Source organism: Sphingopyxis granuli NBRC 100800, assembly GCF_001591045.1.
Taxonomy (GTDB): Bacteria; Pseudomonadota; Alphaproteobacteria; order Sphingomonadales; family Sphingomonadaceae; genus Sphingopyxis; species Sphingopyxis granuli.
In genome coordinates this window covers 60316-73906 of sequence record NZ_BCUA01000010.1, presented here as the reverse complement: position 1 = coordinate 73906, position 13591 = coordinate 60316, and the positions used below count along the sequence as shown (strand labels likewise).

The 13591-nt window shown below is 62.3% G+C and carries 9 protein-coding genes; 5 read left to right on the top strand and 4 right to left on the bottom strand.

Annotated features, from left to right (window positions below):
• Positions 1-166: 166 nt before the first annotated feature.
• The 5 genes from SGR02S_RS04360 (at position 167) to SGR02S_RS04340 (ending at position 7032) form a co-directional block, all read left to right on the top strand.
• Entirely contained in the window at positions 167-1711 is a 1545-nt protein-coding gene (locus tag SGR02S_RS04360; protein ID WP_255211382.1) for an N-6 DNA methylase, read from the top strand.
• The gene (locus tag SGR02S_RS04355; RefSeq protein WP_067106037.1) at positions 1708-3933 is read left to right on the top strand and encodes a sensor histidine kinase; all 2226 of its coding nucleotides are present in this window, start codon (positions 1708-1710) and stop codon (positions 3931-3933) included. Before SGR02S_RS04360 ends, SGR02S_RS04355 begins: the two co-directional genes overlap by 4 nt.
• On the top strand, positions 3930-5015 hold the full coding sequence (locus SGR02S_RS04350) for a hypothetical protein (RefSeq protein ID WP_067106035.1): 1086 nt from the start codon (positions 3930-3932) through the stop codon (positions 5013-5015). The genes SGR02S_RS04355 and SGR02S_RS04350 overlap by 4 nt, the downstream gene beginning before the upstream one ends.
• Positions 5016-5762 (top strand): hypothetical protein, encoded by a 747-nt coding sequence (locus SGR02S_RS04345; protein ID WP_067106032.1) that lies wholly within the window; start codon positions 5016-5018, stop codon positions 5760-5762.
• 349 nt (positions 5763-6111) lie between these two features.
• Positions 6112-7032, top strand: coding sequence for a LysR substrate-binding domain-containing protein (locus SGR02S_RS04340; RefSeq protein ID WP_156482970.1), 921 nt, complete (start codon positions 6112-6114; stop codon positions 7030-7032).
• On the opposite strand, the gene SGR02S_RS04335 is transcribed toward SGR02S_RS04340, so the two are convergent.
• From SGR02S_RS04335 to SGR02S_RS04320, 4 genes are read right to left on the bottom strand one after another with little or no spacing between them, the layout of a single operon-like run.
• Positions 7025-8734: a peptide MFS transporter gene (locus SGR02S_RS04335; RefSeq protein WP_067106028.1), complete on the bottom strand. Its 1710-nt coding sequence runs from the start codon at positions 8732-8734 to the stop codon at positions 7025-7027. The genes SGR02S_RS04340 and SGR02S_RS04335 overlap by 8 nt on opposite strands.
• Complete coding sequence (locus tag SGR02S_RS04330; protein ID WP_067106026.1) at positions 8731-9807, bottom strand: threonine aldolase family protein; 1077 nt, start codon at positions 9805-9807, stop codon at positions 8731-8733. Before SGR02S_RS04330 ends, SGR02S_RS04335 begins: the two co-directional genes overlap by 4 nt.
• The gene (locus SGR02S_RS04325) at positions 9804-10733 is read right to left on the bottom strand and encodes an alpha/beta fold hydrolase (RefSeq protein ID WP_067106024.1); all 930 of its coding nucleotides are present in this window, start codon (positions 10731-10733) and stop codon (positions 9804-9806) included. Before SGR02S_RS04325 ends, SGR02S_RS04330 begins: the two co-directional genes overlap by 4 nt.
• 38 nt (positions 10734-10771) lie before the next feature.
• Positions 10772-13531, bottom strand: coding sequence for a TonB-dependent receptor plug domain-containing protein (locus SGR02S_RS04320; RefSeq protein WP_169799636.1), 2760 nt, complete (start codon positions 13529-13531; stop codon positions 10772-10774).
• Positions 13532-13591: the final 60 nt, after the last annotated feature.

Below are 13591 nucleotides of genomic sequence, written 5' to 3'. Positions count from 1 at the left end.
TAGGAGACATTCCGGTTTTCATGGCCAGACAGCAAGAGCGGACAACCCATCCACGGCCCAAAGCGGTCCAGGGAGGTCTCATTCGCATGGGGTGGATTGCCTGCGACCATCCTTAACTGATATGCGTGAAGTGTTGCGGACGCGTCGCAAATTTTAAGGGGGACCAATGAGTTCGCAGGCCCGTGTAGCGGCAAAGGATCTTGGAGCATATTACACGCCCGAAACAATGGCGGACGTTCTTGCCGAATGGGTAGTTCAAACGGGCGAAGAAAGGCTTCTTGAACCAAGCATCGGCGACGGCGCGCTCGTAAAGGCCGTGCTGGCCTGCTCGGCGCGGAAAGCTTCAAGGACCGCAGGTCTGCGCCTCATTGGGTGTGACATCGATCAGAGAGCCGTCACCGACGTTAGCGCTTGGCTTCCCGATGGCCATCATATGATCCGACAGAATTTCCTAGAGGCGGGTCACGCCCTTATCGGCAAGGTTGATGGGGTAATCTCCAACCCTCCGTTTACCCGCAACCATGCTCTTCCGAAGGCACAACGTGACGAGTTGAGAGAGCGATTTGGCTATAAGGGTGCTGCGGGCCTTTGGGTGCCATTCATTCTCCACGCCATTGGCTTTCTAAAGCCAGGCGGACGTTTGGCCGCTATTGTGCCGGGGGCCGCCCTCTTTTCGAACTATGGCCGCGAGACGCTGGAACGTATTTGTCAGAAGTTCGAGCATGTCGAAATACGCGAGATCGTCGACAAGCCTCTGTGGTCGCACCATGCCGAAGAGCGCGGCGCCATTATTTTCGCGCGCGGTTACGGAGAGGGATCATGCCCGCTTCCGCGCGCTACGCGATGGTCGGCCGCCGGCTCGCGTGTTGCAGACATCAAGCCGCGCTGTTTCGGACAAGCCTTGCTTGGCGCGCACCAACTCTCCGAAATTGCGTCGCTGTCGATTGGTGCCGTGACCGGGCACAACAAGGTTTTTCTTTTGTCCGATGTGGAACGAAAGGAAGCTGGGATAGCGCTCCATGATGTGACGCTCGTCGCGGCTCGCGCACGCCATGTTCGTAGCCTCGAGATTTCTGAGACAGACTTGCTCAATCTAGCCAAGAATGGCGAGCGGACTTGGTTGCTGACACCTCGCGATATCGAGCGCAAGCGAGTGGGTGTGAGGAAGCGACTGGCTCTCATCCCGCCAAGTAAACGGCGGTCCGTCCTATGGCTCAACAAGCGAGCGCCTTGGTGGAAGGTAGATCAGGGGCCGGGATGCGACGCGATTTTCACGTATATGAACGATGTCGGCCCCCGAATCGTTATCGGGACTGGCACACTTCGATGTACGAACACCCTTCACCAAGTTCGATTTTCGGCTGATCTCTCGGCAGATGAGCGACGAATTGTAGCGCTTAGCATGGTGTCAAGTTTCGGTCAGTTAGCGGCAGAACGTTTCGGCCGATCCTACGGAGGCGGCGTCCTCAAATTCGAACTGACCGATGCTCGCCGTTTCCCGATCCTCCTCCATCAGGGGATCGGATCGAAATCGGCATTTGAACGAGCGGACCACGCGATCCGGACCGGGGACATAGACGAGGCACGCTGCATTGCCGATGCGCTTCTCCTGCCGCCGGTTTTCGGAGCTTCGTGGCCGAAAGCCGCCGCTGAGATGATGAGCGAAGCCCTAAAGCTTCGCGATACGCGGCGCGGAACGAGCAAGCCGTGAGCGAGGAGCTTCGCTTCACCACCGACGCAGGTCTAATCAACCGTCTCGGGCGAGAATTGGTTGGGCGGCAGGAAACCGCACTCATCGAGCTTGTTAAGAATAGTTACGACGCCGACGCACAGAATGTGACTGTGACCCTCGAGCGTCACGCGCTGGTCATCGAAGATGACGGATCGGGGATGACCCGTGAGGAATTGATTGCGGGCTTTCTTCGCCTCGCGAGCACTCTCAAAGTTTCGGAACCTCGTTCCAGACTGTTCCGTCGCCAGCGTGCTGGTCGGAAGGGCATTGGTCGCTTTTCAACCCAGCGCCTCGGCGAGGTGCTCCGCTTGCAGACGTGGACCAACGACGCGGATCCGGGCATCGAACTGGTCGTCGATTGGCAGAAGTTCGAGAGCGGGCGTGATCTCGACGAAGTGCCTGTCTATCTGGGCGCGGAGCCGCCGCGCAAACAGGGAACGATCATCAGGATCGAAGGACTGCGCGATGACTGGTCGGATGCCCAGATACGCCGGTGCTGGCGCGGACTTCTGGCACTTCAGCAGCCCTTTCCGGTGGTTCCCGTCGAGCGACGTCCCAATGCCGATCCCGGCTTCAAGGTCTCGTTCCTTCGCGATGGCGGTTTATTCGACGACCCGAGCTTGGTTGCAGATTTTCAGACGGAAATTCTTTCCCATCATCATGCGCTGATCGAGTTTCGCGTAGATGACGACGGAATGGCCGAGTGGAGAATTTCGCAAAACAGCTTCGGACCTGATCGCGGATGGGCAAAGATCCATCACGAGCTACGCGATGCGACCGAACCGCCTAACTATTCGGTGCTGCGCGACGTAGCGATGAAGGCGCATTATTTCATCTTGGCGCCGGATCTTTTGCCGAATTTAGCGTATTCGCGCGTTCGGGATACGCTTCGCGCAGAAGGTGGAATTAGGCTCTATCGGAATGGCTTTCGGGTCATTCCATACGGGGAACCAGAAAATGACTGGTTGCGTCTGGACCAAATCTACGCGCAGCGCGGCGCCGTTCTGGCCCCGATCGCCAACCGCAACTTCTTCGGTATCATCGAAGTATACGATCCAGAGGGCGAACAGTTCGAAGAGCATACGTCGCGCGAGGGCCTAATTGAAAAGGAGGCATTTCTCGAACTGACTGGTCTTGCAACTGCGGTGATAGTGACGGCCGTCAATCGTATTGCTGAGGACCGGGGGCGCAAGCAAAGCGCCGGGGGATCGACTCAGCGCAAGGCCGACGAGAATCTGGAAAAACTGCGCGACGCGGCGCGCGCTGCCCGTGAAGCCGAAGAGGAACGAGCGCGGGAGGCAGTGGGAAAGGATACGAATGAGCCGCCTGCCGGCAATGCCAGCCCCGATCCTCATCCGAAGCCGGCAGGCGGCGAAAGCTCCGCGGCGCTAATAGAGGAATCGATCGATCTGATCGAGAAACAGCGGGCGGAACTTGCGGACGAAGCGGCGCTGCTTCGCCTCCTTGCGACGCTTGGCCTGACCACGTCGGAATTCAGCCATGAAACAGGGATGACATTCGAAGCTGTACGAATAGACTTCCAGTCAGTCTTCGAAATAGCGCTTAGCGCACGACCGGGCGACAACGCCTTTGCAACGCAGGCAGAGCGCGCAAAATCGATGCTGTCGCGCCTCGACGCGCTGACCGCCTATCTCAATGAGCTAGCCTCCGCACGATCGGTGCGTCAGTTGGCGCCCGTCAGCGTTAGTAAGGCGCTTGGCGAATTCGAGACCGGCGTGTCAAAGCTCGCGGAGAAGGCCGGAATCGGCTTGATGATCGATGTGCCTGCCTACGATCCACTTTACACGAGACCAATGCACGCGGCCGAGATCGCTTCCATCCTCCTCAATTGCTTCTCCAATTCGCTGAAAGCGCTGCGCCGAGTCGATAGTGAGCGGCTCATCCGCGTTGAGGCGGCGGCTGGCGAGGATCGCGACATCGTCATTCGCTTCAGCGATTCCGGAGACGGGATCCCGGACGAGCATAAGGAGAAGGTGTTCGATCTTTTCTTTACAACACGAACCGCGGCTCCTGCGACTGCCAGCAATGCCGAGCAGTTTTCGGGTACTGGCCTCGGCCTTTGGATCGTTCATCAGATAATTTCCAAGGCCGGTGGCGATATCGAGGTGGTTGACCCGCCAGCAGGCTTTTCAACGTGCCTCGAAATTCGGCTGCCCGCGGAGGAAGAGGACGAGGAATGAACGACAATTGGCGTCTGATCGACGACAGTCCCGAAGAGGCAGCTGCATTTGCCAACGGCCTCAGCAAAAGCGATGCGCTGAAGATCATGCCGATGGGCGCGCAGGAAGCCGCTGCTGCGATCAGCGCCGGCACATTCGCGCCATCAGGGGTGCTGATGGATGTCGATCTTTCCAACGAGGCGGGTAGCCAGCAGTCCGGGCCGGGTATGGCGCAGGACATCCGGGTGGCGCAACAGAAGCGAGCAGTTCCTGGATTCCCGATCGTGCGCTTTTCTCTCCGCGACAAGGTACTTGAGAATATCGGACATGATTCCAGCAGCGACGATATCTTCGATCTGAAGATCGAGAAGGATGGCCTAAGCACGCCCGAAGCCCGGACGGCGGCGCAGGCGAAACTCATCGGCGTGCGCGAGATTTACGACGCGCTGAGCGTTGAGGGAGCGGAGTTGCTCCAGATCATCGGTCTAACAGACGAGCAATGGTGCCAATGGGGAAGCACCAGCTTCCAATCGGACTTCGACATCGGTGATCGGGTTCATCTGAAAGCGGGTCCGCTCGTTCGAATGATGACGCATCCCGGTTTGCTGATTGACGAAGAGATGCTCGCGGTGCGCCTGGGGGTCGATCACGTAAATTCGAAGGGTTGGGAGAAATTGGCGGGCGAACTCGAACCCTATGCCTATCGAGGCGTCGCCGACGGCTGCTTCATACGCTGGTGGGCGCGGGGCATCGAGGATTGGTGGCAGGAAGTGATCGGCGCCGATACGCCGCTAGCCGGAAGCACGATCGCTCAGCGGTTGGAGCTTCTTTCGCCGATCATCGCCGACCTCGTGCCGCTTCAGATGCCAAAGGGTAGCCTTGGCGAACGGCCTTGGCGATACTGCCTGCTCACCAAGGAATCGCAGCAGCAGTTGATCCCGGTCGATCCCGCGCGCGCGGTAAAGGTGAAGCCCCGCAGTAGCATGCCCACGTGGCTCGACCCACTATATGCCGCCTTGAGCATTGCACTCCAGAACCGCGAAGATCCGAGACTGGACAAGGAGGATTTGCGGCGGCTCCAGATTTACATACGCGAGGGCTGAATGGTTTTTTCGCTGCCGGATGAGCTTGAACGGCTGAGCGCAGTTCTCCGGCGGGAGCCGGCCACCAACGCGACCGCGGACGCGCTCGACACAAATATGGGCCGGTTCCGTAGTCAGTGGATCAACAACCGCCAGATGAGGGGAAGCCAGCTTCCCCTTCCCGTCCCGAGAAATCAGGGCCTTCACCCGAACGGCTGCGAGCTTCAGGCATCGTATCTTGATTTTCAATTCGAGTGGGAAGAGGAAGAAGGAGCTCCTTGGCGAGCTGAATACCAGGTTCGGGTCGAGGGCTATCTCGACGCGGACGGCGCGCTGTTCGAACTTCAGGATCATTGGCGTCTCGACACCGACATGTATGCTCCCTGCAGGCGCGCGGCCGCCGACGGCAACGCCAACCCTTCCAAGGAGCCGCACCCGCTGTTTCACTTTCAGCGAGGGGGGCACGCCCAGGATGCATTTGCAGCAGTCGACTTTCTACCGGCGAACCCGTGCACCGTTTCCGGGGTATGGAAAGGGCTGATGCAGAGTCCCGGGCCACGAATTCCGGTAGTTCCGCTCGATCCATTATTGGCGATCGATTTCTGCCTCAGTCAGAACGACGGAACGATCTGGCGGCGCCTCCGCAACTTCCCCGAATACCTTGATCTGATCGAAAGCGCTCAATCGCGTCTTTGGTTGCCCTTTTTCGCCCAACTACAGGATCAGAAGTTCCGGCGAACATGGTTTGGCCCGTCAATGCTGGTCTAGCCAAGGCCCCCGTGCAACAGCCACGAAATGGCCGCTTTGGGGCTATGATAAGCGTTAGTCGCAATGGCCGACATCGGGCGCTTTACTCGCGCGCGCTCGTCCGACAATTGCGAACGGAATGTTTCGAGCAGCTGTTTCCTATCGAGCTACGGCCGTGATCAGGCATTGCTGATCGGATGATTATCGATTGCGACCGGTCGCTTGCGGCCAGGCTGCTCCATCGCGTTTTCGTCAAGGTTAATTTCGGCAACATGCGTAGCTCAAGGTCGCAGTCAACATAGTCCGCAACTCTCGCCCCACTTTCCCTCTAGGAATTGAGCCGGAAGCCGAATCTCTCTATGCGCCCCATATGGCAAAACGGCGAATGGGACTGCGGCATATTGAGGCCTTTCGCGCCGTCAATGTTACCGGATCGATGACCGAAGCGGCGCGCCGGCTCCACACCTCGCAACCACAGATCAGCCGGCTTGTCGTCCAACTGGAAGAAATCGTGGGCTTCCCCTTGTATCAACGGAACGGCAGCCGCCTCGTCCTGACGATCGAGGGCGAGCGCTTTGCCCAGGATGTCGAGCAAAGCTTTTCCGGCCTCGCCAGTCTTGAAGTCGCCGCGTCGCGGATTCGCGCCTTCAGCCAAAGCCGCCTCAACGTCGCGGCCATGCCGCGGCTCGCGGGCGGCATGCTGGCGCGGGCCGTTGCGCGCTTCCAGAATGATTTTCCGGAGGTGATCGTCGCCATTCATTCCGGCGACGCCGCATCCGTTCACTCCTGGATCAGCTCCGGCCAATGCGCGATGGGAATCGCCATGGTTTATGGTCAGGCAAAGCATGTGGTCGTGAAGCCGGTCACGCGCGTGGAATGCGTGGCGATCATGCCCGAGGGCCATCCGCTCGCACAGCGCGCGATGCTGGAACCGGCGGACTTCGATGGCGAGCCTTTCATCTCCTTTCCCGTCGGGAGCGATTTGCGCAATCAACTCGATGACATCTTCGCCGCCGCGGCCGTGACGCCCGTCGTCGTGGCCGAGGCAAGCCTTGGCGCCTCGGTTTGCGCACTCGTTTCGGCGGGACTCGGCCTCAGCATCATCAATCCGCTGGCCGCCGCGGAGGAAAGCTTTTCGGCGGGCCTCGTGACGCGCCCGTTCCAGCCCTCGATCGGGGTCGACATCGTCCTGATGTTTTCGGAGAAGGAAGCTCCGACGCGCCTGCTCGATGTCTTCTCCGACTATATGAGCGCCATGATCCGCGAGGAAATCGGGTCCGAGGTCATCTGATCCCGGCAAGGCCGCGCTTCAGCAACGGCGTCAGGACGAGCAGCAGCAGCGCGGCCGCCACGCCGATCCAGCCGATCCGCGAAAATACCAACACATAGATATCGAGCTGCGCCCTGGCATCGACGACGACGCCTGCCGCGGTATCGGACGCGGTCAGCTTCGCGATCTGGCCGGCGATGGCATAGGCGAGCGACGAGGCAAGGAACCAGAGCCCCATCATCAGTCCCGCCATGCGCTGCGGCGAAAGTTTCGTGACCATCGACAGCCCGACGGGCGAGAGACAGATTTCGCCGAGCGTATGCAGAAGATAGCAAAGGAAGAGCCAGACCAGCGGCACGAGAAGCGTGGTCTTCCCGTCCACTACGCTTTCCTGGGCAAAATTCGATGCGCCGAAGGCCAGCGTCAGGAAGCCGAGCCCCGTGAGGCACAGCCCGATCGAAAATTTGACCGGCACGCTCGGGTTGAGGGCGCGCCGGTCGAGCCACATCCAGAGCATGGCGAAAAGGGGCGCGAGGAGCACGATCAGCAGCGGATTGAAAAGAGCCGTCTGAGCGGCCGTCATGCGCAGGTCGCCGATGATGCGAAGGTCCGAAATGCGCGCGGCATAGAGCGTCATCGAAGAGCCGGCCTGATCCGAAAGCATCCGAAAGACCACGGCAAAGAGCATCAGCACGATCGCCACCACCATTCGCGTGCGCACCACGCCGCGATAATGAAAGATGCTCCAAATCAGCATCGCGGCAAAAGCGGTCGTGGATACGACCATCAGCAGCGCGGAGGTGATCTCGTCGCGCTGCACGAGCCACCACACCGGCCCGAGCGCGAGCATCGCCCCGATCCAGACCCATGCCTGCCAGGCCGGAGCATAGCCGTCCGGCGGGCCGCCCCGCCCTTCGAGCAACGGCGTCCAGCGCACCAGTATCGCGAGGCCGATCAGCATCCCGATCCCGGCGAGGCCGAAGCCATAGCGCCAGCCATAGACGACGCCGAGCCAGCCGCAGATTCCGGCTGCGAGCAGACTGCCGAGGTTGATCCCGACATAAAAGATAGTGAAGCCCGAATCGCGCGCCGGATCTTCCGGTTCATAGAGGGTTCCCAGCAACGCGGAGATATTCGGCTTGAGAAAACCGACCCCCACGATGATCAGCGACAACGCAAGGAAGAAGGCGGCCTCTCCCACAGGATCGCCGACCGTCACGATGCGATAGGAACCGGACGCGAGCATGGTCCCCGCGCCATCGGCGATCCGCGCGCCGTCCGCGCTGAACTCCAGGGCGTGGCGTCCCGTGGCGTCGGCAGCCGTCAGCGTGCGATCGCTGCCGCGCCCCTCGGCGACAATTTCCCATCGCTGGCCGCTCCCTTCCAGATATTCGCGGCCGCCCTGCCCTTCGAAAACCATCGTGAAATGCCCGGCGGTGAGGAAGAGGGCGCCGATCAGGACCGCCTTGCGCGAGCCGAGATAGCGATCCGCGACGATCCCCCCGACAAGCGGCATCAAATAGACGAGCGACGCATAGGCGGCATAAAGCCCCTGCGCCTTGCTGTCCGAAAATAGAAAGTGCTGCGTAAGGTAGAGAATGAGCAGCGCCCGCATGCCATAGTAGGAGAAGCGCTCCCACATCTCGACGAAGAAGAGCACAACCAGGCCGCGCGGATGGCCCAGGAAGCGCGGACGCACCGGCGGGGCCTGTTCGGCGCTCAAGACCGGTCCCTCACGGCACGCGCCCGGAACAACTGCCCGGCGGCGGTCGCGAAGGCGCGACCGGCCCGTTCTATGGCGTCGTCATCGATATGACGGTGGAGAACGCAGCGAAGCGTGTAACGCCTCCATGGGCGAACGAGCACGCCGCACGTAGCGAGAGTTTCGCACCATTCCGCCGCCGAATGCCCGCTCGCGGCGACATCGACGAGAAGGATGTTGGTTTCCGGGAAACGCGGCACGAGCGAAGGCTCGACCGCGTGGAGAAGATCGGCGAGCCGCGCGGTCCGCACATGATCCTCGATCAGGCGTCCGCGCATGTCGAGCGCGACCAGTCCCGCCGCAGCGACGATGCCGGCCTGGCGCTGCTGTCCGCCGAGCATCCGCCGAACCGCGCGCGCCTGCTCGATAAAGGACAGGGAACCGGCCAGCACGGCCCCCAGCGGCGCGCTCAGCCCCTTCGAAAGACAGATCGCCACGCTGTCGCAATGCGCAGCGATCCGATCGGCCTCCACATCCAGAAAAGTCGCGGCGTTGAACAGCCTTGCGCCGTCGATGTGGAGCGCCGCGCCGCGTTCGGCCGCGAGCGCATGCACTTCGGCCATATGGACGAGCGGCGGAACGGCGCCGCCCGCGCTGTTGTGCGAGGTTTCGAGCGCCAGCATCGCGGTCCGCAACCGCAAACCCCGCGCATCCAATGCATCATGCAGCGCCGCCATCTCCATGGTGCCGTCCGGTCCACCGATGGGCAGGAAGAAGGCGCCGGTCAGGACGGCGGCCCCGCGTTCGGCGTTGTAGAGGTGGGAGTCGGCCTGGACGATCACCTGCTCCGCCCTGCCCGCGTGGACGAGCGTCGCGACCAGATTGGCCATGGTGCAGCTTGGAAGAAAGAGTCCCGCCGCTTTTCCGAGAAGTTCGGCCGTCCGGCCTTCCAGCTCGCGCGCGGTCGGATCGCCATCGAGCGCGTCGTCGCCCAGCGGGGCGCTTCGCATGCGCTCGTACATCGCCTCGGTCGGCAGAGTCACTGTATCGCTGCGAAGATCGATGGCGGGAAGATCGGACGAGTCGAAGGTCAAGAGGTTCGGTCCTGATGGAGCGGTCGTGCAAGGCCGGCTTCGGCAAGAACCGAATGCAGGGCGGCGGCGATCGGCGGATGGTCGGCGGCATGGCCGCCGCCCGCAATGAGATGGAAATCGGCATGCGGCAGGCGCGCCGCCAGCCGCTGGGCGAAGATCGGTGGACACATCAGGTCGAGAGCGCCCTGGACGATCACGACCGGCAGATCGCCGAGCCGGTCGGTCGCGGCTTCGAGCGTCCCCGGCTCCAGAAAGGCGTTATGATACCAATAATGGATATGAATGCGCGCGCGGACCTCGAAATCGGGCGCAAGCAGCGCCTCGTCATCGACCGCGCCGCGCGGGCAGGGATAGGCGAACTGCTTCTCATAGAGATGCCAGCGTTTGCAGGCTTCGCGTTCGCCCGCCATGATGCGGCGGTAATAGGCCGCGACCGGCTCCTTCCGTTCTTCCAGAGTCAGCAGGTCCATCAGATAGGCGTGCGCGCGCGGCGCCAGGAAGCGCCGCCCGTCGAGCGCCCATTGATATTTTTTCGGCGTCCACTCGGTAATCCCGCGCAGGATCAGCCCGCGGCAATGCGCGCGGTGGGCGGCGGCATAGAGAAGCGCGAGCGTCGTTCCCCACGATCCGGCGAACACATGCCAGCGATCGATCCCGAGATGGGTGCGGAGGCGCTCGATATCCGCAACCAGATCGAAAGTCGTGTTGCGGTCGAGCGAGCCCGAGGGCTTCGACCGCCCCGCCCCGCGCTGGTCGAACTGGATCAGGCGCGTCCGGGCCGGGTCGAAGAGCGCGCGCACGGACGCGCTGCTGCCTGCGCCCGGCCCGCCGTGGATGACGAGGCAGGGCATTCCGTCGGCCTGCCCGCTCGCCTGCCAGTACAGTTCGTGTCCGTCGCCGGTATCGAGATAGCCCGCGTCCGCCAATGCTCGCCTTTCCCTCTCGCGCCCCACGCGGGCGGCCGTCAAAGCTCGACCCGGATGCCCGCGGTATAGGTCCGCCCGATCACGTCATAGAGACCGGGGCTAGTGCCGACGAGATCATTGGTGAGCGGCGGGTCCTTGTCGAACAGGTTGCCGACCCGGAAGAAGGCGGACACTTTGCGTTGCGGTGCGTCGATGATCCGGTAAGTGAGGGATGCATCGAAATAGGTCACACTGGGCACGCGCAGAACATCGAGATCCTTGGAGGTGAAATCGTTGTTGATCGCCGCCGACCCGATGAAGCGCGCCGCCGCATAGAGGTTCGCCGCCCCGATGTCATAGCTGACGGAGGCCAGGCCGCGCCAGTGCGGCACGCCATTGGCGCCGATGGTGAACGGCGCATAGACGCTGCCGTCGAGGCGCGTGACCGACGCGCCGTCCTGGAAATCGAGGCGTCCGACATAGTTCAGGACAGAGTGGAGCGAGAGCGTGCCGCCGCCGAGAGCCACTTTGTAATCGGCTTCGATATCGACGCCCTGCTCGCGGATCGTCTGCAGATTGCGCGGCACGATCGAGATGTTCGACACGAGGCCGTTCGTCCCGCGCGTGATGAGCGAACAGAGCGACGGCGTGTCGGTGTAGCAGCGCCGGACGATCGCGTCCGCCGACAAGGTGCTGATCGCCCCGTTCAGGCGGATATTATAATAGTCCGCCGAGACGCGAAGGCCCGGGATCGCGCGATCCAGAACCGCGCCGACGGTCCAGGTCGTCGCCTTCTCGGGATCGAGATCGGTCGATCCGCTGGTGATGGTCGACATCGAATAGGTCTGGTTCACCGTGGGATCGAAAACGCTGAAGGTGCCGCTGAGTCCGGCGGCGAACAGGTCGGCGCTCGAGGGCGCGCGGATGTCGCGCGAGACCGTACCGCGCAGAGTCAGCGTGTCAGTGATGGCCCAGGTCGCGCCCGTCTTCCAGGTCGCCACGGTTCCCGAGGTGCTGTAGTCGGTCAGACGCCCGGCGAGCGTCAGGTCGATCGAATGCGCAAAGGCTTCGTCGCGGGCCAGCGGAATGACGGCTTCGGCGAAGGCTTCCCGCACGTTGACCTTGCCGCTCCACGGTGTGCCGTTGCCGGTTGCGAGCGCGAACTGCTGGGAAAGCTCCGACAAGGTGAAATCGACCGCCTCGCGGCGATATTCGGCGCCCACCGCAATCGATACCGGTCCCGCCCAGGTGCTGAACGGATCGCCGCGCAGGGTAGCCGACACGACATCCTGCGCGATATCGGCACGGCGGAAACTATCGGTCGTGATATAGCCAACCGCCTGTGCAGAAGGACTACCGTCGCCGAAGAGATTGAGCGGCACGCAGCCTGCCGCGCGCGCGGCGGCATTGCGGCAGACGGCGGCGCCGGTCAACGGATCGGTGATCGCGTCGATCGCGAAACCATAGCGCGACGTGATCCGTACGCCCTGCGGCGACTGGCGCGTCATCGTGTCGCCGTGCGTATAATAGAGGTCATAGCTCCATCCGCCGCCGATATCGCCCGTCGCCCCTGCGACGACGCGCCAGGTCCGCGTCGTCGAAGGGACGCGGACATTGCCGTAATCGCTGCTGAAGCGGCCCATGGTGAAGCTGGTGATGCCTTGTGCATCCATCGCGTCCAGGATCGAGTCCGGCAGGAAGGGATTGTCGTTGCGAATGGTGATCGACGTGTCCTCACGCGTAGTGCTGGCCGCCGTCGCCTTTGCCTCGGCCCAGGAACCGTCGACATAGAGTTTCAGCGCGTCGCTCGCTTCGAAGCTCAGGCGGCCATAGCCAACCTTGCGCCTTGTCGGCGTCGCCAGAATATAGTTGGCCCGCTGATAGGCCCCGTCGCCGCCGAGTTGCGTGCGCGCGGTCGTCAAGGTGCCGTAGTTGAAAGGAAGCGGCACGCCGCCGGCTCCGAACTGGATACCCCGCAGCGGCCCCGAGTTGATCACGCCGCCATAGCTGGAGTTCGCGTAGCGCATGCCCGAAGCGACGAGGAGATTGACGGGCTCGTCGTTGGTCGCCGTGTACAGCGGGTTCGCGATGACGCCGCGCCCGCCAGCGGCCCAGCCGCGCTTGTAGATGCTCGTGACACCGCTGTTCTGCGCCGCCTCGGCCGACAGGATGAGCCGGCCGCGACCATCGGCGAAGGACGTGCCATAAGCCAGCGAAGCCAGATAATTGCGGTAGTCGTCATGGTCGGTGATGCCGCCCTGTATCGTGGCCTTCAGGCCCTCAAGGCGCGACGACAGCCGAAGGTTGACGACGCCCGCGACCGCGTCTGAGCCATAAGCTGCGGAGGCGCCGCCCGTAACGATGTCAACGCCGTCGATCAGCGCTTGCGGGATGACGTTCACGTCGACCATGCCTTCGACGACGCCGGGAACGAAGCGCTTGCCGTCGACGAGAACGAGGGTGCGCTGCGCGCCGAGGCCGCGAAGGTCGAGAATATTCTTGCCGGCGGTGGCAACCGTCGTGGTGCTGTTCGACGGAGTCAGCGTCGACCGAAGCTGCGGCTGTAGGTTGATCGCGTCCGCGATGTTGGGCGCACCGGTCTTCTCGATGAAGTCAGAACCGATCACGACGGTCGGCGTCGGCTGGTCATAACCGCTGCGCGCCACGCGCGAACCGGTTACGACGATATCGCTTTCGGCAGAGGCCTCGGCGGTTCCGGCGTTGGCATTATACGCCGGTTCGACTCCCTGAGCATAGGCTACTGGCGTCGAGGTCGCACCGACAAGCACTAGCGCCGGTACGAGCATCGTGCTCCGCATGAGTCCCGCTTTGCTCCGCATATTCATCGCTCCCAATCCCCTTGTCGGTCCGGGGCGGAG

Bases quoted from the DNA above. Each gene is read 5' to 3' on its own strand.
- SGR02S_RS04360 (WP_255211382.1), top strand. From the start codon at position 167: ATGAGTTCGCAGGCCCGTGTAGCGGCAAAGGATCTTGGAGCATATTAC.
- SGR02S_RS04350 (WP_067106035.1), top strand. From the start codon at position 3,930: ATGAACGACAATTGGCGTCTGATCGACGACAGTCCCGAAGAGGCAGCT.
- SGR02S_RS04345 (WP_067106032.1), top strand. From the start codon at position 5,016: ATGGTTTTTTCGCTGCCGGATGAGCTTGAACGGCTGAGCGCAGTTCTC.
- SGR02S_RS04340 (WP_156482970.1), top strand. From the start codon at position 6,112: ATGGCAAAACGGCGAATGGGACTGCGGCATATTGAGGCCTTTCGCGCC.
- SGR02S_RS04320 (WP_169799636.1), bottom strand. From the start codon at position 13,531: ATGCGGAGCACGATGCTCGTACCGGCGCTAGTGCTTGTCGGTGCGACC.